The sequence below is a fragment of the Lactobacillus sp. B4007 genome, assembly GCF_026535895.1.
GTDB lineage: Bacteria > Bacillota > Bacilli > Lactobacillales > Lactobacillaceae > Lactobacillus > Lactobacillus panisapium.
Genome location: NZ_JAFNPA010000006.1, coordinates 1 through 23,614, shown reverse-complemented (window position 1 = coordinate 23,614; position 23,614 = coordinate 1). Strand labels below are relative to the sequence as shown.

Genomic DNA, 23,614 nt, shown 5'->3' with positions numbered 1-23,614 from the left:
AATTTAGGAATTAAGTAAATGCGAATTTGATAATTGGGACGAACCAATTTTTAGAATGGTTGAACTTTTTGAGAAAATTGGTATAATATTCGTATAAAGTTAATTGAAGTTAATAACAGCTATAGGAGACACAATATGGCAGTAGATTACGATTCAAAAGAATTTTTAAAGAGTGTTGATGCACACTGGCGTGCAGCCAATTATTTATCGGTAGGTCAACTTTTCTTAATGAGCAATCCATTATTAAAGCATGACTTAGAGGCAAAAGAAGTAAAACCTAAACCAATCGGTCACTGGGGCACTATTTCACCGCAAAACTTTATTTATGCGCACTTAAACCGGGTAATTAAAAAGTATAACTTGGATATGTTTTACATTGAAGGTTCAGGTCATGGTGGTCAAGTTATGGTTTCAAACTCATATCTTGATGGTTCATATAGTGAACTTTACCCGGAGATTCAGCAAAATGAAGAAGGAATGACTAAGCTATTTAAACGGTTTAGTTTTCCTGGTGGTTCTGCTTCTCACGCTGCTCCTGAAACGCCAGGATCAATGCATGAAGGTGGAGAATTAGGTTATTCAATTTCTCACGGTACTGGTGCAATTTTAGATAATCCTGATGTCATCGCAGCAGTCGAAGTTGGTGATGGTGAAGCTGAAACTGGCCCACTTGCAGCTAGTTGGTTTAGCGATAAGTTCATTAATCCAATTAAAGATGGTGCTGTTTTACCTATTTTACAAATTAATGGTTTCAAGATTTCTAACCCAACAATTGTTTCACGAATGAGCGATGAAGAGTTAACCAAGTATTTCGAAGGTATGGGCTGGCACCCGTATATTATTTCTGCCTATAATGGTGGCGAATTTGATGGTTACAAAGATCATATGCAAGTTCATGAAGAAATGGCCAAATTGATGGACACAGTTATTGAGGAAATCAAGGCTATTCAAAAGAATGCACGTGAAAATAATGATACTACTTTGCCTCATTGGCCAATGATTATTTTCCGAGTACCTAAGGGTTGGACCGGTCCTAAATTTGATGTTGATGGCAATCCAGTTGAAAACTCATTCAGAGCACACCAGATTCCAATTCCCGTAGCTCAAGACTCAATGGAACACAAGGATATGTTAATTGATTGGCTGAAGAGCTATCATCCTGAAGACTTATTTGATGAAAATGGTGCACCTACTGATTTAGTCTTGGCTGACAATGTTGACGGCGACAGTCGAATGGCAATGAATCCAATTACTAATGGTGGTAAGGATGCCAAGCGCTTAAGTCTTCCTGACTACCGGAAGTTTGCCCTTAAGTTTGACCAACCTGGTTCAGTTGAAGCAGAAGATATGACGGAATGGGCTAAATACTTAAATGCAATTGCAGAACTTAATCCAGACAACTTCCGCGGCTTTGGACCTGACGAAACTAAGTCTAACCGGCTATTTAAGTTTATTGATGAACAAAAGCGGCAATGGGAAAGTTCTGTTCATACACCAAATGATGAAAACTTGGCTCCAAGTGGTCGATTAATTGATTCGCAGTTGTCTGAGCACCAAGATGAAGGTTGGCTTGAAGGCTATGTTTTATCTGGACGTCATGGGTTCTTCGCTACTTACGAATCATTTGGTCGTGTCGTCGACTCAATGCTGACGCAACACATGAAGTGGTTGAGAAAGGCAAAAGAACAATATTGGCGTAAGGATTACCCTTCACTTAACTTTGTTGCTACATCAACTGTATTCCAACAAGATCACAATGGTTACACCCACCAAGATCCAGGTATTTTGACCCATATGTATGAGAAGAATCGGCCAGATTTAGTTCATGAATATCTGCCAGCAGATACTAACTCATTATTAGCCGTTTCTGCCAAAGCATTTAGTGACCGTGAATGTATCAATATTCTGGTAACTTCTAAACAAGTTCGGCCACAATGGTTCTCAGTAGAAGAGGCAGCACGGTTAGCTGATCATGGCTTATCATATATTGATTGGGCATCAACAGATGGTCACGACAAACCTGACGTTGTCTTTGCTTCAACTGAAACTGAACCAACAATTGAATCCTTGGCCGCAATTGATTTATTGCATAAGAATTTCCCAGACTTGAAGATTCGCTACATTAATGTAGTTGATGTGATGAAGTTGATGAATCCAGCAGACAATCCAAATGCAATTTCAACTGAAGAATTCGATCAATTATTCCCAAGTGATGTGCCGGTAATCTTTGCATGGCACGGTTACAAAGCAATGATGCAATCAATTTGGTTTGGTCGTGGACGTAATAACGTTCATATTCACTGCTATGAAGAAAATGGTGATATTACTACACCATTTGACATGCGTGTTGTTAATGAGCTTGATCGTTTCCACCTAGCAAAAGATGCCATTTTGAGCATTCCTCAGTATGCCGAAAAGAGTTCAGCTTTTGTTGATGAGATGGATCGCTTGCTTAATAAGCATCACCAATACATTCGTGATAATGGTAAAGATATGCCAGAAGTTACTGAATGGCAATGGACTGGGTTAAAGTAAATTGTTAAATTAACTAAAATAAATCGTTAAAAAAGACTAACATCGCGTTAGTCTTTTTTTGGTAAATTGATTTTTATTTTTGTTTTTGTGATTCGAATCCCCAGAAATAAGTTAGGACTGCCGCAGTAATTAAAGCAATTCCTGAACCCAGAATCATAAAGCCAATTGGTTTATACATCATCATAATAATGGAAAAGATATTATCAATAAGGAAGGACTTAACCATCACATGCAATGAAGCATTAATGGCACCGCCAATCCCACCAGCAATTGCGGTAATAATAATGAGGCGCTTGGAAGGCATAATCAAACCGTATAATATTGGTTCGGTAACTCCTGCAAAAATACCCGTAATCGTAATTGAGCCTGACAGACCCTTTAATTTTGCGTCCTTGTTTTTAAATAAGCTATATAAAAATGTTCCTAAAGCTACGCCAATCTGCGCCCAAACAGCACACACACCGACTCCGCCAATTACATCATCACCGTACATTTTCAAGTTTTGCAAAGTGATTGGCACTAGTCCCCAGTGTAGACCCAGCACGGTGAGAAATGAATAAGCCGCTCCTAAAACTAACCCGGCAACTAATCGGCTCTTACTGAATAGCCACATGATAATCGTAGAAATCCAATTGCCGACAGTGTTACCAAAGGGACCAAAGATTAATACCGTTGCTGGTACCAAAATGATCAGTGAGATCATTGAATTCAAAAATATCTGTAATTGTTGTGGAATAATTTTTTTCAACAACCGGTCTAATAGGATATATGCTCCAATAATGATAAAAATGGGAAAAACAGTGGTGGAATAATCGATTGGGTCTAGTGGCATTCCAAATAAATTAAGTCCGTGTTTGCCAATTAAACCGGTAAAACTTGGCTCTAAAAGGGCTGCGCCAAGTGCTCCACCAACGAATGGATCTGCTTTAAACCCTTTGGCCAAAGTTATCCCCACGAAAATTGGTAGAAAATAAAAAATCGCATTGCCAGCCGCTGATAATACTAAATATGGCGTACTAGTAGTTGAAAGTAAATGCGTACTTGCCAAAACCGTCAGTAATGCTTTGACCATACCAGCTCCTGCCATGACTGAAAGCAGGGGCATAAATGCACCAGAAATAACCTTGGTTAGAGAAAAAGTTGAATGCTTGGAATACTTGGCGGTTTTTGGTTTAGCCGTGGTTCGCTGATTAGCTAATAATTGCTGAATAACATCGTAGTAATCGGCCACTTTGGTACCAATGACGACTTGTTCTTGTCCACCACTATTTACCACGCTGATAACGCAGGGCAAAGCCAATAATTTATCTTTTGCTACTTTTTGATTGTCTTTTAACTCGAACCGTAGTCTGGTAACGCAGTGTACCAGGCTATTGACATTATCTGGCCCGCCAACATAGTTTAAGATGGCTTGCGCATCATCGCTTATTTTACTCATATTGTCTCCTGTATAATTATAAATAAGTTTGATTAAAAGTAACTTATTTTTATCATATTTTTTTAAAAATTAAGCAACATTATAAGTTAGATAATTACCGATGTCAATGCCGCTAATTAAGAAGTACTGATACGAAAAAGCAACAGGAAAAGCTTTTTTAGATTAGCTAGGTGTTTTAACTAAAAATTAAATATGCGTTAATAGCAGTGGCTAAAGCCGTCGGAAAAACTTAACTGCTTTTTGCTGGGTAAAATTTACTACTAATGCTTTTGACTAAATTTGGTGAATGTTTGGCGAGTACTTGTCGGCTTATCTCGACCAGCTTGCGATCAAATTTATATTGCCATGGGCATTCGAGATATTATAAAATCAATTGATAGTATAAATTGCTAACTAATGAGTAAAGGAAAGAAAATGACTAAGCAAATTAATGTTTTAACTACAACAGATCTTCACGGGTTTATTGCAAATGATAAGCCGCAGCCCGCATTAGCATTACAGGGCTTAAAAGATAAATATCCCAATAGCCTGTTAATGGATAGCGGCGATTTTTTTGTTGGCAACCCGTTAACAACTTATTTTTGTGATCAATATGAAGTTTCGCCTTTGGTAAATTATGCCAATCGCGTGGGCTTTGATGTTATGGTGCCGGGCAACCATGATTTTGACCATGGCATTACCTATTTAAAAAAGCAAGTTGAAAATTTGGCTGCTGCGTATGTTTGTTGCAATGTTTTTTCCGAGCAAAATGAACTTATTTTTCCACCTTATGCCATTAAAGAGGTAGCGGGAATTAAAATCGGGGTTATTGGTCTTTTAACAAGCAGAATGTCGATGATTAGCGACTTCGATGTTACTAGTGGGGTAATCGTCAAGGATGCACTACCAGAGTTGCAAAAGCAAGTTGCAGCGTTACGGGATAAAGTAGATCTTGTTTTAGTCGGCTACCACGGCGGAATTGAGCGTGATTTAGCTACTCATAACGAAATAAACTACGCTACGGGAGAAGACGAGACCTTTAAGTTGGTTTCACAAACGCCTGGAATTGACGGCTTTAGTTGTGGCCACCAGCACCGCGTTAATCAAGGGAAAATTAAGCAGACGTTAGTCGTTCAAGGTGGTTATCAAGGTAATTATTACGGTCATTTAACTTTTAGCTTTGATGATCAAGATAAGCTTGTGTCTCGTGATGAAGAGATTATCAAAACTAGTACTCTGCGAGCACAATCTGGTGATTTTTATCCGGAAGAAGATTATCAAGCTTGGCTGCAAGAAAAGCTGGACCTCAGTCATTTAACGGAATTTCTACAAGAAAAGTTTGCCCGCAGACATTTAGGAATCTTTATGAGTTTGAAGGGACAAAGTAGAAAAGAAGTAATCGATTCTTTTACTATTCCATATGGTGTAAGAATTTACCATTTAACTCAAAGTGAGTACCAGGCTTTTACTAAGCAGGACTGGGCCATTAAAGTCGAAGATTATCCTGCTGGTGCATGCGACTTTACGGTTTTAACCAATTCATATGAGATACCAGAGTACCGGTTAACAGACCAGTTCGTTGACAATATCTTTGATGAATATTCTTACTATTTAAAGCAACACGCATAAGGAGAGCATAATGGGAGTAATTGGAATAATTTTAGTGTTGGCACTACTTTATTGGGTTAGTTTTGATCGCAAGCAAATTGACTATAAATCAATTTTGTATTTGTTTATTACAGAACTTGTCTTTTTGTTTTTAATTTTAAAAACAACCATCGGCAACTGGATTATTAACGGACTATCTGGCAGTCTCAATATTATTAGTGCTTCGAGTAGCAAAGGGGTAAACTTCGTTTTTGGTGATTTGAAAAATCCACAAGCGGCTTCACAGTTCTTTCTTGATGTGCTTTTGCCGTTAATTTTTATTTGTGCTTTGATTGAGCTGCTGCAATACTTGCGTATTTTGCCTTTTATTATTAAATATGTAGGTAAAGTACTGAAAAAGCTTTTTCACATCGATGAAATTAATGCATTTACAATTTTAAGCTATCCTTTTGTAAGTAATGGGGTTTTTGTTCCATTTAAAGATCAAATGAAAGACATGGCCCCGAACCAGTTATTTACTCTATCAATTTATACTTTGTCGAATACAACGGTAACAATGATTGCATCATACATGCATATTATTAAGTCCGAATTTATTATTGTTGCATTGGTACTTAACTTATTTACTTCAATTATCGTTGCCAAAATTGTTGCGCCATATGATATTTCACAGGTAAATTATGAAATAACAACCAAAAGTACTAATAAGAAATCGCTGATTACGCGCCTGATTGATAGTATGAATCTCGGCTTTAAACTGGCAATCAACATTTCAATTTCGATTATTGGTTTTGTATCACTAATTACTTTTGTCAATATTATTTTTAAGTCTGCTTGTGGTAAAACCTTGACGGCCTTAATTGGTTACGTTTGTGCCCCTGTTGCTTTTCTGATGGGAATAGATCCTCAATCAATGGTCAGTGCAGGTACAGTATTGGCTACAAAAGCTTTTACTAATATTTTTGTGGCAATTAACCAGATTAATATGAATACTGTTCCGCTTAAAACCCAGGCAATTGTGAGTGTCTTTTTAATTTCCTTTGCCAATTTACCTAACTTGGGAACAACTTTGGGAATTATGCATACGATGGTTGATGAAGAACACGGTGAAGCAATTGCTAGCCATGCATTGCGCTTATTCCTCGTTGCAACAGCGGTCAGCATCATTAATGGTGCGCTAGCCGGACTGTTTTATTCATTTTAAATTGCATTGACCTTGTTAAAAATGCCAATTTTATTTATAATAAAATCATCATAAGGGAGTAACAGCAATACCTGCGATAAGCCCAACAACCGAAGAGAGACTTCTGGACTTATCTTAATTAGTGAGACTTGTGTGTGGAGAAGCATATAAGTCTCTTTTTTATTATTTAGGAGGTCAAAATGCCCCAGAGTTTTTATAATCAGTCAGTAGAAAGTGTTGAAAAAGAACTGTCAACAACTTGCAAACTGGGTCTGAGCCCAGAACAAGTAAAGCAATTGCAAGAAAAAGACGGTCCAAATAGTTTGGCAAGTAAGAAGAAAACGAGCCTGTTTCAACGATTCATCGCCCAGTTTAAGGACTTTATGATTATCGTTTTGATTGTAGCAGCATTACTATCTGGTTTTGTTGCACAAGAATGGACAGACGCAGCAATTATTATGATTGTTGTGATTTTGAATGCAGTCTTGGGCGTGTTCCAAGAAGCTCGTTCGGAAGAGGCCATTAATGCCTTAAAGAAAATGGCTACACCTAATGCGCATGTGCGACGTAATGGGCAAGTAGTTGAAATCCCAAGTACGCAGCTAGTGCAAGGTGATATTGTCTTGCTTGAAGCTGGTGATGTTGTTCCAGCAGATTTACGCTTAACGGTCACTAAAAGCTTAAAGATTGAAGAGTCGGCTTTAACTGGTGAATCTGTTCCAGTTGATAAAGAAAATGGAATAATTGCTGAAGATAAGGTGGCCCTTGCTGATCAAGACAACATGGCTTTTGCCAACACCAATGTTACTTATGGTCGTGGAGAAGGAATTGTCACCCAAATTGGGATGAACACCGAAGTCGGTAAGATTGCCACAATGCTTAACAATACCGATGAAACAGATACGCCATTGAAGCGTAACCTTAATCAATTGGGTAAGACGCTGACAATCATGATTTTAATCATTTGCGCAGTTGTCTTTGTGGTCGGCTTTTTCACCAAGCAAGGAACCGAACCAACACAAAAATTAGCAATCGATATGTTCTTAGTTGCTGTTTCACTTGCGGTTGCGGCCATTCCTGAGGGCTTGCCCGCGATTGTAACCATTATTTTGGCTCTAGGAACCCAAGTAATGGCTAAACACAATTCAATTGTGCGTAAATTGCCAGCAGTTGAAACACTGGGCGCTACTGATATTATTTGTTCTGATAAAACGGGAACTTTAACTCAAAATAAAATGACAGTTGAGCAAGTTTACTATGATAATCAGGATCACAAAGCTGCCCAGCCAATTGCTGCTAATACTCCAGCATTGATGGCAATGGTCTTAGCAAATGATTCTAAATTAGATGATAATGATCGTTTGCTCGGTGATCCAACTGAAACAGCCCTTATTCAATATGCGCTAGATCAAAAGATTCCGGTTCACCAAATGTTAACCGATTATCAACGACTGCAGGAAGTTCCGTTTGATTCAGAGCGGAAGTTAATGAGTACGGTTAATCGAGACGGTGCGCAATACTTTGTTGCTGTAAAGGGTGCTCCTGATCAATTGCTCAAACGGGTAACCAAAATTGAGCAGAACGGTCAGATCACTGCAATTTCAGCGCAGCAGAAAGAAGCAATTTTAGAAGCTAACCAAAAAATGGCCAAAAATGCTTTGCGTGTCTTAGGATTAGCCTATGAAAATATTGACCAGTTATATGATGAGCCAACAACGGATAATGTTGAACAGGATCTAGTTTTTGCTGGCTTAGTTGGAATGATTGACCCTGAACGTCCGGAAGCAAAGAAGGCAATCGTTGAAGCCCACGAAGCTGGAATCAGAACGGTAATGATTACCGGTGACTTCCAAGTTACTGCTCAAGCAATTGCTGAGCGTTTAGGAATCTTGAAGCCAGGCCAAGATGAACGAGTTGTAACAGGTGCACAACTTGATGAAATCAGTGATGACTACTTGCAAGAACATGTTCCAGACTACAGTGTTTATGCCCGTGTATCACCTGAGCATAAGGTTCGCATTGTTAAAGCTTGGCAAGCTCGTGGCAAAATCGTAGCTATGACTGGCGATGGTGTTAATGATGCGCCGAGTTTAAAACAGGCTGATATTGGTATTGGCATGGGAATCACTGGAACTGAAGTTTCAAAAGGTGCTAGTGACATGATTTTGGCTGACGATAATTTTGCCACAATCGTCGAAGCCGTTAAGCAAGGTCGTAAAGTTTTCAGCAATATTCAAAAAGCAATTCTATATCTAATGAGCTGTAATGTTGGTGAAGTCTTGACCGTCTTCATGATGACAATGCTTGGTTGGGATATTCTGGCACCCGTACAGCTGCTTTGGATTAACTTAGTTACCGATACATTACCAGCGATTGCTCTTGGCCTTGAGCCAGTCGAACAAGGCATAATGAAACGGGCACCGCGTGGACGAAAGTCCAACTTCTTTAGTGGCGGCGTTTCTAGTTCGATTGTTTACCAGGGAATTCTGGAAGGACTGCTAGTTTTGACAACTTACCAGTTAGGGTTAAACTTTGGCCCGCATATGGATAATGCCAATTTGCAGCATGCAGATGCGTTAACGATGGCGTTTTTGACCCTGGGACTAATTCAACTGTTCCATGCCTTTAATTCGAAATATATTCACCAGTCAATCTTTTCTAAACATACTTTTAGTAATAAGTGGTTTAACTGGGCAATTGTTATTTCGGCGGTGGTAATGGCTGCTGTTGAATTGCCATTTATGACGAAATTCTTTGATGTTACAGAATTAAATGGTTTACAATGGCTCATTGTTCTTGCAGCTGGTATTTGCATGATTATCATTGTTGAAATTGTTAAATTCTGCCAGCGCCAAGCAGGGCAAAAGTAATTTTCAACGTTTAAAATAAAAAAGCTGATCAATCTGTTTTGATTTGTGTTTCCGCAATTTTATTGAAAAAATGGCGGTCACTTCAAGTAGACGATCAGCTTTTTTATTGCTTTTAATAGTTGTTAATTGATGATACAAGCGCCAATTTGGGCTAAATAAGTGGCATCGGTTTTGTCGAAACGATTGAACTTTTTACTATCAAGGTCTAAAACCGCAATTAGCTTTTGGTCCTGCATAATTGGCAAGACAATTTCTGAATTGGTAGCTGAATCACAGGCAATATGTCCTGAAAATTGATGCACATCAGGAACTATTTGAATTTCATGGCTAGCAGCCGCTGTTCCGCAAACACCTTTACCCAGCGCAATATGCATACAGGCAATTGGCCCCTGAAATGGTCCTAACAACAATTCGTCATTTTGGTAACGGTAAAAACCGGCATAACTGACATCAGGTAAATTATTGTAGAGCAGTGCACTAAGATTACTCATATTGGCAATTAGGTCGTGTTCGTCTTTAAGCAAACTCTGAGCCTGCTTAAGTAACATCTGATAATTATTTGCTTTATCCATCTTTTTTCTCCTTTCATGCTAGTTTAAACTAACGCTTTTAGTTTTGAAAGTGCTAACAGAGTTTTTACATTTTTACCGGAAGTGTATAATATTGAGCAAGTCGTTTTTGATTAGCAAAAAGAATTAAGCATAAAAGCAAGCGATTATTGTCAATATAAACTATATATTCTCTTTAAGTTTAGTAAGATTTATATTACAGTTTTGTATAAATTTTCATTAAAAATAGTGCTTAACTTTTAAAAATCTTAACGGCTATAGTAAAATAGAGTCAATGACTTATATATTTTTATTGCAATGACTATGAAAGGGGCGATGACAATGTCGATGATAGAGTTCCATGACGTGCAAAAATATTATGGCCATTTTCATGCACTGCACGACATTAATTTAGAGATTGATGAAGGAGAAACGGTGGTTCTAATTGGGCCTTCTGGCTCAGGTAAGAGTACTTTAGTTCGAACCGTAAACGGCCTAGAATCAATTCAAGAAGGTAAATTGATCGTAAACGGACACGATTTATCTGATCCCAAGACTAACTTAAATATTTTACGTAGAGATGTTGGCATGGTTTTCCAGCATTTTAACTTATACAAAAATAAAGATGTTCTTGAAAATATTATGTTAGCTCCACGGATTGTCAGTCACATTCCAGAAGAAGAGAACAAAAAACAAGCAATGGAATTGCTTGAAATGGTCGGTCTGGAAAAGTGGGCACACAATATGCCATCACAAATTTCTGGTGGTCAAAAGCAACGTGTTGCAATTGCACGAACACTAGCAATGAAGCCTAAACTTATTTTATATGATGAACCAACAAGTGCACTTGATCCTGAAATGATCGATGACGTTCTACAAGTTATTAAAAAGGTAACTAATGAGAGCGGAATGACTTCCCTGATCGTTACTCATGAGATGGGTTTTGCTAAAGAAGTTGCTAACCGGGTTATCTTTATGGATAAAGGTCAAATTGTTGAAGACGATGATACTACAAGCTTTTTCAAACAACCTAAGACGGTTCGAGCACAACAATTTTTGAGTAAAATTATCTCTCACTAAGGAGGCCAATTATGAAAAAAAAGTTTTGGCTGTTTCCTTTATTAGCGTGTATCTTGATGTTGACCGGCTGTGGCAAAAGTTTGAGCGATCAATCTGTTTTAGATAATGTCAAGCAGTCAAATACGATCACCTGGGGTGTAAAGGGTGATGTTAGATTATTTGGCTTGATTGATGTCCGCGATGGTCAACAAAAAGGCTTTGACGTTGATATGGCTAAGGCTATCACTAAGCATATTCTCGGTCCGAAGGGACGTGCTGAATTTGTTACCACCACTTCACAATCGAGAGTTCCGCTATTAAAAAATGGCAATATTGATGCGGTGATTGCGACGATGTCGATTACGCCTGAGCGGAAAAAAGTAATTTCATTTTCGAAGTCTTACTTTGATGCTGGGCAATCACTACTTGTTCCCAAGAGTTCAAAAATAAGAAGCACTAAGGATTTAAATGGTAAGACCGTTATCGGGGTAGTCGGTTCTAATTCAGTTGATAACATTAAAAAGGCTGCGCCGAAAGCGAAAGTAATCGAACTGCAAGATTATGCTCAGGCAATGAACGCATTGAAATCAGGTCAGGGTGACGCTTTGACAACTGATAATGGTATTTTGTTTGGTTTGGCAGTTCAAAACCCAGGATATGAAGTTCGAGGTGGTACGTTTACTGTTGAACCTTATGGTGTTGCAGTTGATAAGGGACAAACCGGATTCACTAAGGCTGTTGATAAGGCAGTTCTTGAAATGCAGCATAGTGGTGAATACAATCGCTTGATTAAAAAGTGGTTCGGCGACGTTCCAGGATTTAATTATAAGGAGCTGTATCGCCGATGATTAACATTTTTACAAAATTTAGTGGCCAACTGCTCGTTGGATTAGGCTGGACCGTATTTTCCAGTGTGATTGCGTTGTTTTTCAGTTTAATAATTGGAACAATTTTTGCAATTATGGAAGTAGTTCCGAGTAAAGTAGCACGCGTTATTGGACGTGCGTATGTTGAAATTTTACGTAATATTCCGCTATTAGTTATTACCATGTTCTTTTATTTGGTTATTCCAATGTACGTGGTTAAGATTAATGGTTTTACAGCGGGAACAATTGGCTTAACGCTTTACACTTCCGCATTTATTGCTGAAACCATTCGTTCAGGTATTCAATCTGTCTCTGGCGGACAGATGGAGGGTGCACGTTCTACCGGTATGACTTACTGGCAGGCAATGCGTTATATTATTTTGCCGCAAGCATTTAAAATTGTAATTCCACCATTAGGAAATCAGTTTGTTAACTTGGTTAAGAATTCGTCGGTTCTGGCATTTGTGGCTGGATTTGATTTGATGTACCAAGCAAACTCGATTGCTTCAACAACTTTTGATACTATCAACAGCTATCTAGTAGTTGGTGTTTTATATTTAATTATCACGTTGCCGCTTAGTTACTACATGCAGCATTTAGAGAAGAAATTAGCCTAAGGGGAGGGACAGTGAAATGCAAAATTGGATTAACGCCTTTTCGTGGCTAAACATGCGCTTTTTATTGATGGGCCTCTGGGTAACGATTTATATTTCTGTAATTTCGGTTATTTTGAGTTTCATCTTTGGGTCAATTCTGGGTATTATTAGATATTCGAAAATTAAGTACGTTTCAAAGATTGTCGGTTTCATTATCGATATTATCCGTAATGTACCCTTGCTTTTAATCATCTTCTTTACCTACTTTGGGTTGCCCAATTTTGGCTTCAGACCGGAAACAATTCCTGCTGCCATTATTGCGATGACGGTTTTTGAATCAAGTATGCTAGCAGAAATTGTTAGGTCAGGGATTCAATCAGTCTCAAGTGGTCAAATGGAAGGTGCTAGATCGACTGGAATGTCCTTTGTTCAAGCACTCTGGCACGTTGTTTTACCACAAGCTTATAAAAACATGGTACCAACAATTATTAGTCAGTTTGTTTCACTGATTAAGGACACATCACTGGCCACAATCATTGTGGTGCCAGAAATGATGCAACACGCACAAGTTATTTATGGTCAAAATGCCAACTATATTCTACCGATGTTTGCGGCTTTAGCAGTACTTTACTTTATCGTCTGCTTTACCCTATCAATCATTGGTAACGTAATCGGAAAGCATTTGACTTAAGCTGAAAATAAAATTAATTAACTTAAAAAGATTTCACATTTTGTGAAATCTTTTTTTGCTGTAATCCTTTTCATAACTACTAAGATGACCAATAACACCTTTAGCATCGGCATGTTTTATCATTCGCTGTTATTAAAATATCTTTAAAAAATGCTTGACATCGAAACTCATTCAACTTATCTTATTATATAACATCATATAACAGCAAAAGATGAGAGGTAAAAAATGAAAAAAGAATATCAGCAAGAAATAAAAGATGCAGTTGCAGCTTGTCAAAAGGTTGCAGGCATTAATCATATTTATTTTGCCGCCTGTGGTGGTTCCATGGCTTTCATGCAACCCGCAGAATATATCATTAACAGAGAATGTGATATTCCGGCAACTATTTTACCAGCACGCGAATTTACCAGTCGCAATCCTCATGCTTTGAATGAGCATAGTATCGTTGTGACTTGTTCACATTCTGGTAGTACACCCGAAACCAATGAAGCTGCCAAATTTGCTAAGAAAAAAGGTGCTTTAACAATTGGCATTGCCTTTACCCCTGATTCAGCTTTAGAAAAAAATTCTGATTATACTTTGCACTACAGCTGGGGCAAAGGAACGGATGCTGCGGATTTAAACACAGGCGTCTTGTATGGTTTTATTTTTAGCTTTTTAAAAGCAATCACTGGTGATGCAAAATATGCCAAAGCAATAGCTGCACTTGATGACTTAGAAAAGATGGCTGAAAGAACGCGGCAACAATTTGGTGAAACGGCTAAGAAATGGACTAGTGAGTTGAAGCGAGAGAAGCTGATTTATGCCGTTGGTTCCGGAATTAATGCCGGAGAAACTTATTCTTTTGCTGCATGTTGGCTGCAAGAAATGCAGTGGATAAACAGTAGCTACATTAATTCTGCAGAATACTTCCACGGACCATTTGAAATTACTGACTTCGATGTTCCATTTATCATTTGTGAGGGCATGGGCGTGACAAGACAAATGGACGCGCGCGTAGTAGATTTTGCCCAAAAGCACAGTGATAAAGTTTACGTGATTGATAATGCTAAATACGACATGCATGAAGTTGATGACGAATTTAAAGAGTACTATTCACAAATCTTGTCTGGGGTTGTTTTCCGAATGTTGGCAGAAGGCTTTTCATACGAAAGAGGACATTCATTAGAATCACGTCGCTATATGTGGCATTTAGACTATTAAGGGAATTTGACCCATGAAAATAATATCGATTGGTGATAACGTTGCCGATACTTATGTTAAGCAGCGAGTTTATTTTCCCGGAGGTAATTGTGTTAATGTTGCGGTTGATGCTAAAAAAGCAGGAGCAGAAACTTCTGCGTATTTGGGCATTTTAGGTGATGATGATCGTGCTGAACACATTGAAAAAGCGCTTCAACAAGAAAAAGTTGAGCTGGTTAATTGTCGTAAGGCATACGCTCCCACAGCTCAACCACGAGTAATTCTCACTGACGAAGGCGACCGTACTTTTGTTGCAGGACCACAAAATACAGCTCTGCACTTATTGGCTCTAAGGCTCACACAAGTCGATTTTGCCACAATTGATCAATTTGATGTTGTTCACGCTGGGATTGATTCAGGAATTGACGAATATTTACCTGAATTACATCAACGAGTTAAAGTTTCCTTTGATTTTTCTATTTCTCGGGATAAGGACTACTTTAAAAAGACCTTGCCACAAGTTGATTATGCTTTCTTTTCAGGCGAAGAGATGTCTGATAGCGAAGTCGTAGAATTCGCTCAGAAGTACTTAACTTTAGGCCCTGAGGTCATTGTGATTACCAGAGGTGCCAAGCCGGCTTTTCTGCTAACTTCACAAGAATCTTATTATCAAGAACCGCAACCAATTAAGGTTGTTGACACAATGGGAGCCGGTGACAGTTTTATAGCCGGATTCCTAGTTAGTTACTTAAATAAAAATAATTTACATGAAGCGGCAGAAGCGGCAAGCAAGAATGCAGCTGCGACCTGCCAATTATCTGGTGGTTTTGGTCATCAGAAATCTTTTTAGGAAAGAGTGATAAAGATGAAAAAAGGCGCAATTATCGCTACAGCAGCGGCGTGTTTCAGCATGCTCTTGACGGGCTGTCAAAATAAAGCTACTTCAAATGCGAATAACCAATCAAAAATTACCATTGTCCAAAATGCTCCCGTTGATTCGTTAGATCCAATCTTGGCTTACCAAAATACGTCATCGATTGTTGTTGCAAATACAACCGAAGGCCTGTACACGATTGATGCTAATGACAAGCCACGCTTGGGGTTGGCATCTAAAGTTGAAACAAGTAATCATGGTCTTACCAAGACTTTTACAATTCGTGACGATGCCAAATGGTCAAACGGCACGCCAATTACTGCCAATGACTTTGTCTTTGCATGGCGCCGTTTATCTAATCCTAAAAATGCTTCAGCTTTTAATTTTCAACCTGGTGCAGCCGGAATTAAAAATGCCGATGATATCGTAGCTGGGAAAAAGCCGGTTAGTTCGTTAGGAGTTAAGGCAAAAGGATCGAAAACATTAGTTGTCGAACTAGACCATGTTGTTCCGTATATGAATAAGTTGTTGGCATTCAGTGACTTTGCTCCGGTTAATCAAAAGTACTTTGACCAAACCGGTAAAAAGTTTGCTCAAGATGCTAATCACCTAATTTCTTCTGGACCGTACAAGCTTAAGGATTGGAAATTGGGTGATAATACAATTCAACTGGTCAAGAATAATAAATACTGGGATGCTAAAAATGTGAAGGTCAATAACGTTAAGATTGATGTAATTGCCGATCCAGAAAAAGCAGCAATTGCCTTTGAAAACGGTAGTGCAGATTATGTTCATTTAAGTGGCCAATTGGTTGCCAAATACCGTAAGGATAAGAATTTTGTTAATGACGTTGGTAATTTTACGCAGTACCTAATGTTTAACATGAAAAAGCCAGGTCTAAATAACGAAAACTTGCGTAAAGCTATCTCTACCAGTATTAACCGAAAGGAAATTACTTCGCACATTTTAAAGGACGGTTCTATTCCAGCGCACTCCATGGTTATGAAGGACTTAGTCCAAAATCCTGCTAACGGGAAAGATTTTGCGGATGAATCGACCACTAATTTATCTGCTTATGATCCAGCTGCTGCAAAACAATATTGGAACAAGGCCAAAAGCAAGACTGATTTAAGATCGTTCACTTTACTTTATGATGATAGTGATCCTGCTTACGCCAATGTTGCTGCTTATGTAAAAGCACAAGTCGAGAAGAATTTACCAGGAATGAAAGTTAACCTGCAGCAAGTTTCTAAGAAAACTCGTCTTGATAAAATGGCCAAAGAAACCTATGACGTAACGCTTACACGGTGGGGGCCAGACTATGCTGATCCAACGGCTATTTTGAGCATGTATCAATCAAAAAACGACAGTAATTACGGCAAGTGGTCTAATTCAGAGTTTGATCAGTTATTAGCACAAGCAAATAAGACGACCGACAAGTCTAAGAGATACCAACTTTTGCTTAAGGCCAACAATATCTTAATTGACAGCGCTTCTTGTCCACCGCTGTATCAAATTGGTGCTCCTGTTTTAAAGAGAGCTAATATTAAGAACTTACCGATGCACATTGCTGGTGTACCATTCTTCTTTAAGTACGCAGTAATAAAGTAAATGGGACAGAAGTTTAGCTAATAATAAAATATTTAATTAAGATATTTTTAACTAATATTAAATTTTATTAAGAAATTGCCTTGACATATTATAAAATTACAATTATCTTATCATATAAACCCTAAAAAGTTGGAGCCAGCTAATTTACGAAGCAAACAAATAATTACAATATGTTTAGCATTACCAAGTAAAGCTGACGTCCAAAAAATGATAAGGAAGAGTGATATTTATGAAAAAAGCAGCAGTGCTTGCTACCGCCGCTATCTCTTGTTTTGGCATGTTGCTAACAGGCTGCCAAAAGAAGTCAAATTCAACAGCTAATAATCAGGATAAAATTACCGTTGTGCAAAATGTACCGGTCGATTCGCTTGATCCGACAATTGCTTATCAAGTCACATCATGTTTAACAGTGGCTAACACAACCGAGGGATTGTATACGATTGACGCAAATGAGAAACCGCAACTCGGATTGGCCGAAAAAGTTGAGACTAGTAATAATGGTCTAACTAAGACCTTCACAATTCGTAAGGATGCGAAGTGGTCTAACGGTGATCCGGTTAAAGCAAACGATTTTGTCTTTAGCTGGCGCAGGTTTGCTAGTCCAAAGGTAGGCTCTCCTTATAATTTTGAAATAATTGCATCAGGAATTAAAAATGCTAGTGCAGTTGTTGCTGGGAAAAAGCCACTTAGTGCACTTGGTGTTAAGGCTAAGAATGATAAGACTTTAGTAGTTGAATTGGAACATCCTGTACCATTTTTAAGCAAATTGTTGTCCTTTAGTTCCTTTGCCCCGATTAACCAAAAATACTTCGATGAAAATGGTAAAAAGTATGCACAGGATTCAGATCATTTGCTTGCTACCGGTCCGTATAAGGTAACAAATTGGAAATTGGGCGATAATACCGTTCAATTAGTGAAAAACCCTAAGTACTGGGATGCCAAAAACGTTAAGGTCAAGGAAGTTAAAATCGATGTGATTACGGATCCGGAAAAAGCAGCAATTGCCTTTGAAAATGGCAGTGCCGATTACGTTCATTTAAGCGGTCAGCTTGTTTCGAAATACCGCAAGGACAAGAACTTCCAAGAAGAAGTAAGCAACTTCATTCACTACTTAATGTTCAACCTGAAAAAGCCAGGATTTGATAATCCGGATGTGAGAAAAGCAATCTCTTACAGTATTGATCGCAAAGAAATCACAACTCATATCCTAAAGGATGGCTCTGTGCCAGTTCATTCAATGATTATGAAGGGCTTAGCAAAGGATCCAGCTACTGGTAAAGACTTTGCGGATGAATCAACCACTAATTTTTCGCAATACTCTTCTAGTGAAGCGAAAAAATATTGGAATAAGGCTAAAAGTAAGACTAAGTTACGTTCATTCACTCTGCTCTATGATGACAGTGATCCCGTTTATTCCAACCTTGCCGCTTATATCAAGGCGCAAGTTGAAAAGAATCTTCCGGGAATGAAGGTTAACTTACAGCAAGTTGCAAAGAAAACAAGATTAGATAAGATGGCTAAGTCAACTTTTGATGTTGCAATTACTCGTTGGGCTCCTGATTACGCTGATCCAACCGCCGTTTTAGGTATGTATACAACGGGCAATGCCAGCAACTATGGTAAATGGTCTGACCCAGCATTTGATAAGTTAGTTAACCAAGCAGGCGGTATGGCAAATCAAACTAAGAGATTCCAAACCTTGCTTAAGGCAAATGATCTTCTAATTGATAGTGCTGCTTGTCCACCACTATACCAATCTGGTGCTCCAGTTCTGAAACGAGCAGATATAAAGAATATGCCAATGCATATTGCGGGTGTACCATACTTCTTTAAGTATGTATCCATTAAATAATTTGGCAAAAAATGAATTAAAAATGGGGCTGAGCATTTGTCTCGGTCCTATTTGTTTCTAACAGGAAGTAAGGAGGGATGAACTTGAAAAAATATATATTAAAAAGAATTTTGATTGCAGTTGTGACCCTGTTCTTGATTACCTTAATTTTATTTGTAATGGAAAAAGCAATGCCAGGTTCACCGTTTAATGATGAAAAGATGTCGCACGCTCAAGTAGCGGCTTTGTACCGAAAATATGGCTTGGATGGACCAATACCAATTCAGTTCTTTAATTATTTAAAAAATATGATCACCGGTGATTTTGGCGTGTCATATACCGTTCAGGTAAATACGCCTGTCACAACAATGATTTTTCAGCACTTTACCATTTCATTGCAGATTGGTCTGCAAGCTACTATTTTGGGTTCTATTTTGGGCTTTTTCATGGGTGTATTGGCAGCCATTAAGCAGGGCAGCATTTGGGATAACTTAATGACCGGGATTTCAGTGTTAGGAATAAGTTTACCTAACTTTGTTGTCGCTTTGATTGTTTCGTTATTATTCTCCTACAAGCTAATGGTATTTCCTGGAACTTACCAACAAACACAGCCTTTTGCTTCAACCATTTTGCCAACGATTGCCCTAAGTACTTTTACCATGGCAAGTATTGAACGGTATGTCCGCAATGACATGATTACAATTATGGATTCTGACTATTACCGATTGGCAGACTCAAAGGGAATTAAAAAGTACCAGTTAATTTTGCACCACGTGATTCGAAATACATTAATTTCGGTTATTACGGTGTTGGCGCCATTAATGATTGATTTAATTGCCGGTAGTATGGTTATTGAAAAGGCCTTTGCGATTCCCGGATTAGGGACTTTGTATATTAGTGCGATTCAAGCCAATGATTATAACGTTGTTTTAGGAATTACCTTCTTTTACGCAGTTTTGTTCATTGGCATAATGCTAGTAGTGGATATCCTTTACGGCTTAATTGATCCACGAATTAGATTAGATGAGGGTGAATAAAATGACTGAAATTAAAGACACCGATTTTGAATTTGCCCAAAATCCAGAAGTTGAAGATCATTATTCTGGCAAATCATATTCATATGGGCAGCTAATTTGGCATAGATTTTTACGGAATAAAGGAGCAGTAATTAGTGTTATCGTGCTGGTTATCATCGCTTTAATCGCTTTTTTAGCTCCGCATATTAGTCAATTTTCGCCAACCACGCCATATCCCAACCAATCTAACCTTGCCCCTGGGACAAATGGTCATTGGTTTGGAACAGATAATTTGGGACGAGACATTTTTGTCAGAGTAGCAGCTGGAACTTCGGTTTCGCTCCGAGTTGCCCTCGTAGCCATGGTTATTGACCTTGTGATTGGAACCAGTTATGGTCTGATTTCAGGTTATTTTGGGGGTAAAATCGATTTATTTATGCAGCGGATTACCGAAATTCTGAGTACAATTCCGATGATTATTATTGTTACTCTCCTTGTGCTGGTAATGAAGCCGGGACTAGTCAGCATTATTACCGCAATGATGATTGTTGGCTGGATTAATATGAGCCGGATTGTGCGGGCACAAGTTTTAGAATTAAAATCACGTGAATATGTTTTATCCGCCAGAACCATGGGAGAATCAAACTTTAAAATTATTTTTTCCCAGATTTTACCCAATACCTTAGGGCAAATTATCACGACATTTATGTTATCAATTCCTAACGCAATTTTCCTTGAAGCATTTTTAGCATTTATTGGATTGGGAGTTCCTGCTCCATTGGCATCGCTGGGGACTATGATCAATGATGGTTATACTCAGGCCATTGTTTATCCTTATATGGTCTTTTTCCCAGTTTTATTTCTCGCCTTAATTATGCTTAGTTTCAATATTATTGCCGATGGTTTGCGTGATGCAATTGAAGGAAGCTAGGTGAAGCGGCATGTCTGAAACAATTTTAGAAATAAAAAATTTACAAGTTGAATATCACACTGAGCATGGCGATGTCCAAGCAGTTCGGGGAATTAATTACCAGGTTAAAAAGGGTGAAACGGTAGCACTTGTTGGTGAATCTGGCTGTGGCAAATCTGCTAGCGTCAAGACCATTATGGGTGAAAAAGAAGCTAACCAAGTTATTAAGGCTGGTGAAATCAACTTTACTTACCAGTCTAAAGGACAGGAACGGACAATTGATTTACTGAAAATAAGCCCGAAAGAAATGCAAAGTCAAATTAAGGGTAAAGAAATCGCAATGGTTTTTCAGGATCCAATGACTTCCCTTGATCCTACTATGAAAATAGCTAAACAGATTGCGGAAGCAATTAAAGCATCTAATCCGCAGATGAATAAGGAGCAAATTAACAAGCGCGTTATTGAACTGATTGAAACTGTCGGTATTCAAAATGCCAAGGTTGTCATGGATCAATATCCACACCAACTTTCCGGGGGAATGCGGCAGAGAATTGTGATTGCAATTGCTTTATCTGGGAATCCCAGCTTACTTATCTGTGATGAGCCGACGACGGGACTTGATGTTACGATCCAGGCAAAAATCCTTGATTTGATCAAGTCTATTCAGAAAAGTCGCAAGCTTTCTGTTATTTTCATTACCCACAATCTGGGCGTTGTAGCTAATATTGCCACTAATGTTAACGTGATGTATGCTGGCAAAATTGTAGAAACGGGCACTAGTGAAGATATTTTCTTTGATCCGCGACATCCGTATACGTGGGGATTACTTGAGTCGGTACCAGATGTTAATGAAAATGTTAAAAAACTGCCGACGATTGCGGGGACAATTCCGGATCTGACGCAACCAATTGTTGGGGATGCTTTTGCACCGCGCAATAAATATGCGTTAAAGATTGATTTTAAAAAGCAGCCACCAATGTTTAAGATTAATGATCATCATTATGCTGCCACCTGGCTGCTTGACAAGCGCGCACCCAAAGTTGAAGTTCCTGCAATTCTCCAAAAAAGAATTGCAAAAATGAAGAAAGAAGCTGAAGTCAATGGCGAATAATATTCTTGAAGTACACCATTTAAAACAATACTTTCCGATTGGAAAGAAAAAGATCGTTAAAGCTGTTGATGATGTTTCTTTTAATATTGCCAGTGGCGAAACTTTTGGCTTAGTTGGTGAATCAGGTAGTGGTAAAACAACAATTGGTCGCTCAATTATCCGCTTGTATAAACCCACCTTTGGTGAAGTATTGTTCGAGGGCGAACAAATTGGCGGCAGTATGGATAAGAAACGGACAGCTAAGCTGCGCAAGGACATGCAGATGATCTTTCAAGATCCTATGTCTTCGTTAAATCCGCGTAAAAAAGTGGGCGACATCGTCAAGTTAGGTTTAGATATTCATTATCCGGAATTAAGTAAAGACGAGAAAATGGCTCGCGTGATTAAAATGCTGAAAGTCGTTGGCCTTGATAGTTCTTTTGTTAACCGCTATCCCCAAGAATTATCTGGTGGTCAGCGTCAAAGAGTAGGAATTGCCCGCGTAGTGATTATGAATCCTAGACTGATTATTGCTGATGAAGCAATCTCTGCTTTAGACGTTTCGGTGCAAGCCCAAGTAGTTAACCTGCTCCAAGAAGTTCAAGAAAAAACAGGTAGTGCAATGCTGTTTATTGCCCATGATCTAGCAATGGTCAAGCACATTTCCAGTCACATTGGGGTCATCCATCTCGGTCATATTGTTGAGACGGGACCAACTGAAGCAATTTTTGCTAACCCCGTTCATCCGTATACTAAGAGCTTACTAACTGCAATTCCAATTACTGATCCAATTGCTGAACAAAAAAAGCAACTGTCTGATTACCATGCTTTTCGTAATCAATATGTTAACAAGGCAATGAAAGACTTAGGTGATGGTCACCTGGTTTTAGATGATGGCTCGTGGTCATAATTTTTTTCAAGCAGCTTTTGCTGATTTAGTTTTAATAAATAACAGCTTGCAAAAAAGTTTTTTTATTGGTATCTTTAGTCTGTATTTTTAGTATTTACAGAAAGCTATGTAAAAAAGTTAATTAACTTAGGTATGCAGCTCTGTATGTTAATAGGAGAAAAATAATGGCTAGACCAACTAGTAAAGCTGATTTGATTGAGGCAAGCAATACTGCTTACGAGAAAATAGTTGACCTCATTGATTCTTTACCCGAGAAGGCGCAGACTGGCAACTTTGCTTTTGAAACTGATAAATTAAAGGGTGAACATTGGAAGCGGGATCGCAATATCCGCGATGTGCTGATTCACTTATACGAGTGGCAAAAACTGCTATTGGAATGGATTGAAAATAATCAAGCAGGAAAAGCACAGGACTTTTTGCCAGATGGCTATAATTGGCGTAATTATGGTGAAATGAATCAGCAAATATGGCAGAAACACCAGAAAACCAGTTTAAAAGAAGCTGAAGAATTACTGGCTAAAAGTCACCAGCAGGTAATGAAATTACTTGCGACTTTTTCTAATGATCAACTATTTACCAAGAATGTTTTTTCTTGGACCGGGAATAATACTTTGGGAACCTATTTTATTTCGAATACTTCCAGCCATTATGAATGGGCATTAAAGAAGTTACGTAAGTACAAAAGGTCTTTAAAACAATAATAAAAAACCGTTGGCAATATTTGAAGTTAACCCCCGGAATTGGACAAAGATTCCAATTCGGGGGTTTTCTTATGTCTAAATATTTACTAAAAACAAAATTAGAAGCAGTAGATTTG

19 protein-coding genes are annotated in these 23,614 nt (G+C 38.4%); 17 read left to right on the top strand and 2 right to left on the bottom strand.

The window, feature by feature from the left end:
• Positions 1 to 135 precede the first annotated feature (135 nt).
• A complete protein-coding gene (locus J3U54_RS08700) occupies positions 136 to 2,535 on the top strand; it encodes a phosphoketolase family protein (protein WP_220232845.1) in 2,400 nt (799 codons plus the stop codon).
• Between the two features lie 73 nt (positions 2,536 to 2,608).
• On the opposite strand, the gene J3U54_RS08695 is transcribed toward J3U54_RS08700, so the two are convergent.
• Entirely contained in the window at positions 2,609 to 3,973 is a 1,365-nt protein-coding gene (locus tag J3U54_RS08695) for a PTS transporter subunit EIIC (RefSeq protein WP_267385765.1), read from the bottom strand.
• A 414-nt stretch (positions 3,974 to 4,387) separates the two neighbouring features.
• Between J3U54_RS08695 and J3U54_RS08690 the strand changes: the two genes are divergently transcribed.
• From J3U54_RS08690 to J3U54_RS08680, 3 genes are all read left to right on the top strand, one after another.
• Positions 4,388 to 5,581 (top strand): bifunctional metallophosphatase/5'-nucleotidase, encoded by a 1,194-nt coding sequence (locus tag J3U54_RS08690; RefSeq protein WP_267385764.1) that lies wholly within the window; start codon positions 4,388 to 4,390, stop codon positions 5,579 to 5,581.
• Positions 5,582 to 5,591: 10 nt separating this feature from the next.
• Positions 5,592 to 6,764, top strand: a complete 1,173-nt coding sequence (locus J3U54_RS08685; RefSeq protein WP_220220851.1) for a nucleoside transporter C-terminal domain-containing protein — start codon at positions 5,592 to 5,594, stop codon at positions 6,762 to 6,764.
• 179 nt (positions 6,765 to 6,943) lie between these two features.
• Positions 6,944 to 9,613 (top strand): calcium-translocating P-type ATPase, PMCA-type, encoded by a 2,670-nt coding sequence (locus tag J3U54_RS08680; RefSeq protein ID WP_267385763.1) that lies wholly within the window; start codon positions 6,944 to 6,946, stop codon positions 9,611 to 9,613.
• A 122-nt stretch (positions 9,614 to 9,735) separates the two neighbouring features.
• Here J3U54_RS08680 and J3U54_RS08675 read toward each other — a convergent pair whose 3' ends face one another.
• Positions 9,736 to 10,185, bottom strand: a complete 450-nt coding sequence (locus J3U54_RS08675) for a GAF domain-containing protein (protein WP_103751986.1) — start codon at positions 10,183 to 10,185, stop codon at positions 9,736 to 9,738.
• A gap of 318 nt (positions 10,186 to 10,503) precedes the next feature.
• Here J3U54_RS08675 and J3U54_RS08670 point away from each other — a divergent pair, with 318 nt between their 5' ends.
• The 13 genes from J3U54_RS08670 to J3U54_RS08610 all read left to right on the top strand — a co-directional run bounded on the left by J3U54_RS08670 (position 10,504) and on the right by J3U54_RS08610 (position 23,498).
• Positions 10,504 to 11,241: an amino acid ABC transporter ATP-binding protein gene (locus J3U54_RS08670; protein ID WP_103751987.1), complete on the top strand. Its 738-nt coding sequence runs from the start codon at positions 10,504 to 10,506 to the stop codon at positions 11,239 to 11,241.
• Positions 11,242 to 11,252: 11 nt separating this feature from the next.
• Positions 11,253 to 12,068, top strand: a complete 816-nt coding sequence (locus tag J3U54_RS08665) for a transporter substrate-binding domain-containing protein (protein ID WP_103751988.1) — start codon at positions 11,253 to 11,255, stop codon at positions 12,066 to 12,068.
• On the top strand, positions 12,065 to 12,703 hold the full coding sequence (locus J3U54_RS08660) for an amino acid ABC transporter permease (protein WP_103751989.1): 639 nt from the start codon (positions 12,065 to 12,067) through the stop codon (positions 12,701 to 12,703). The genes J3U54_RS08665 and J3U54_RS08660 overlap by 4 nt, the downstream gene beginning before the upstream one ends.
• A 16-nt stretch (positions 12,704 to 12,719) precedes the next feature.
• Positions 12,720 to 13,373: an amino acid ABC transporter permease gene (locus tag J3U54_RS08655; RefSeq protein WP_220232849.1), complete on the top strand. Its 654-nt coding sequence runs from the start codon at positions 12,720 to 12,722 to the stop codon at positions 13,371 to 13,373.
• A gap of 225 nt (positions 13,374 to 13,598) precedes the next feature.
• Positions 13,599 to 14,576 (top strand): SIS domain-containing protein, encoded by a 978-nt coding sequence (locus J3U54_RS08650; protein WP_220232850.1) that lies wholly within the window; start codon positions 13,599 to 13,601, stop codon positions 14,574 to 14,576.
• 13 nt (positions 14,577 to 14,589) lie between these two features.
• Positions 14,590 to 15,405 carry a PfkB family carbohydrate kinase gene (locus tag J3U54_RS08645; protein WP_267385762.1) on the top strand — a complete coding sequence of 272 codons (816 nt, stop codon included), beginning with the start codon at positions 14,590 to 14,592 and terminating at the stop codon, positions 15,403 to 15,405.
• Positions 15,406 to 15,420: 15 nt separating this feature from the next.
• Positions 15,421 to 17,040 carry a peptide ABC transporter substrate-binding protein gene (locus J3U54_RS08640; RefSeq protein WP_267385761.1) on the top strand — a complete coding sequence of 540 codons (1,620 nt, stop codon included), beginning with the start codon at positions 15,421 to 15,423 and terminating at the stop codon, positions 17,038 to 17,040.
• A 229-nt stretch (positions 17,041 to 17,269) separates the two neighbouring features.
• On the top strand, positions 17,270 to 18,892 hold the full coding sequence (locus J3U54_RS08635) for a peptide ABC transporter substrate-binding protein (RefSeq protein WP_267385760.1): 1,623 nt from the start codon (positions 17,270 to 17,272) through the stop codon (positions 18,890 to 18,892).
• An 83-nt stretch (positions 18,893 to 18,975) separates the two neighbouring features.
• The gene (locus J3U54_RS08630; protein ID WP_267385759.1) at positions 18,976 to 19,908 is read left to right on the top strand and encodes an ABC transporter permease; all 933 of its coding nucleotides are present in this window, start codon (positions 18,976 to 18,978) and stop codon (positions 19,906 to 19,908) included.
• Between the two features lies 1 nt (position 19,909).
• Positions 19,910 to 20,818: an ABC transporter permease gene (locus J3U54_RS08625; RefSeq protein WP_164715361.1), complete on the top strand. Its 909-nt coding sequence runs from the start codon at positions 19,910 to 19,912 to the stop codon at positions 20,816 to 20,818.
• 10 nt (positions 20,819 to 20,828) lie between these two features.
• Positions 20,829 to 21,908, top strand: a complete 1,080-nt coding sequence (locus tag J3U54_RS08620; protein ID WP_267385758.1) for an ABC transporter ATP-binding protein — start codon at positions 20,829 to 20,831, stop codon at positions 21,906 to 21,908.
• Entirely contained in the window at positions 21,898 to 22,797 is a 900-nt protein-coding gene (locus tag J3U54_RS08615) for an ATP-binding cassette domain-containing protein (protein ID WP_220220859.1), read from the top strand. The genes J3U54_RS08620 and J3U54_RS08615 overlap by 11 nt, the downstream gene beginning before the upstream one ends.
• A 164-nt stretch (positions 22,798 to 22,961) precedes the next feature.
• Positions 22,962 to 23,498, top strand: a complete 537-nt coding sequence (locus J3U54_RS08610) for a ClbS/DfsB family four-helix bundle protein (protein ID WP_267385757.1) — start codon at positions 22,962 to 22,964, stop codon at positions 23,496 to 23,498.
• Positions 23,499 to 23,614 lie beyond the last annotated feature (116 nt).

What these genes read in the sequence shown, in the direction of transcription:
- J3U54_RS08700 (WP_220232845.1), top strand. Translation starts at nt 136, where the DNA reads ATGGCAGTAGATTACGATTCAAAAGAATTTTTAAAGAGTGTTGATGCA.
- J3U54_RS08695 (WP_267385765.1), bottom strand. Translation starts at nt 3,973, where the DNA reads ATGAGTAAAATAAGCGATGATGCGCAAGCCATCTTAAACTATGTTGGC.
- J3U54_RS08690 (WP_267385764.1), top strand. Translation starts at nt 4,388, where the DNA reads ATGACTAAGCAAATTAATGTTTTAACTACAACAGATCTTCACGGGTTT.
- J3U54_RS08685 (WP_220220851.1), top strand. Translation starts at nt 5,592, where the DNA reads ATGGGAGTAATTGGAATAATTTTAGTGTTGGCACTACTTTATTGGGTT.
- J3U54_RS08680 (WP_267385763.1), top strand. Translation starts at nt 6,944, where the DNA reads ATGCCCCAGAGTTTTTATAATCAGTCAGTAGAAAGTGTTGAAAAAGAA.
- J3U54_RS08675 (WP_103751986.1), bottom strand. Translation starts at nt 10,185, where the DNA reads ATGGATAAAGCAAATAATTATCAGATGTTACTTAAGCAGGCTCAGAGT.
- J3U54_RS08670 (WP_103751987.1), top strand. Translation starts at nt 10,504, where the DNA reads ATGTCGATGATAGAGTTCCATGACGTGCAAAAATATTATGGCCATTTT.
- J3U54_RS08665 (WP_103751988.1), top strand. Translation starts at nt 11,253, where the DNA reads ATGAAAAAAAAGTTTTGGCTGTTTCCTTTATTAGCGTGTATCTTGATG.
- J3U54_RS08660 (WP_103751989.1), top strand. Translation starts at nt 12,065, where the DNA reads ATGATTAACATTTTTACAAAATTTAGTGGCCAACTGCTCGTTGGATTA.
- J3U54_RS08655 (WP_220232849.1), top strand. Translation starts at nt 12,720, where the DNA reads ATGCAAAATTGGATTAACGCCTTTTCGTGGCTAAACATGCGCTTTTTA.
- J3U54_RS08650 (WP_220232850.1), top strand. Translation starts at nt 13,599, where the DNA reads ATGAAAAAAGAATATCAGCAAGAAATAAAAGATGCAGTTGCAGCTTGT.
- J3U54_RS08645 (WP_267385762.1), top strand. Translation starts at nt 14,590, where the DNA reads ATGAAAATAATATCGATTGGTGATAACGTTGCCGATACTTATGTTAAG.
- J3U54_RS08640 (WP_267385761.1), top strand. Translation starts at nt 15,421, where the DNA reads ATGAAAAAAGGCGCAATTATCGCTACAGCAGCGGCGTGTTTCAGCATG.
- J3U54_RS08635 (WP_267385760.1), top strand. Translation starts at nt 17,270, where the DNA reads ATGAAAAAAGCAGCAGTGCTTGCTACCGCCGCTATCTCTTGTTTTGGC.
- J3U54_RS08625 (WP_164715361.1), top strand. Translation starts at nt 19,910, where the DNA reads ATGACTGAAATTAAAGACACCGATTTTGAATTTGCCCAAAATCCAGAA.
- J3U54_RS08620 (WP_267385758.1), top strand. Translation starts at nt 20,829, where the DNA reads ATGTCTGAAACAATTTTAGAAATAAAAAATTTACAAGTTGAATATCAC.
- J3U54_RS08615 (WP_220220859.1), top strand. Translation starts at nt 21,898, where the DNA reads ATGGCGAATAATATTCTTGAAGTACACCATTTAAAACAATACTTTCCG.
- J3U54_RS08610 (WP_267385757.1), top strand. Translation starts at nt 22,962, where the DNA reads ATGGCTAGACCAACTAGTAAAGCTGATTTGATTGAGGCAAGCAATACT.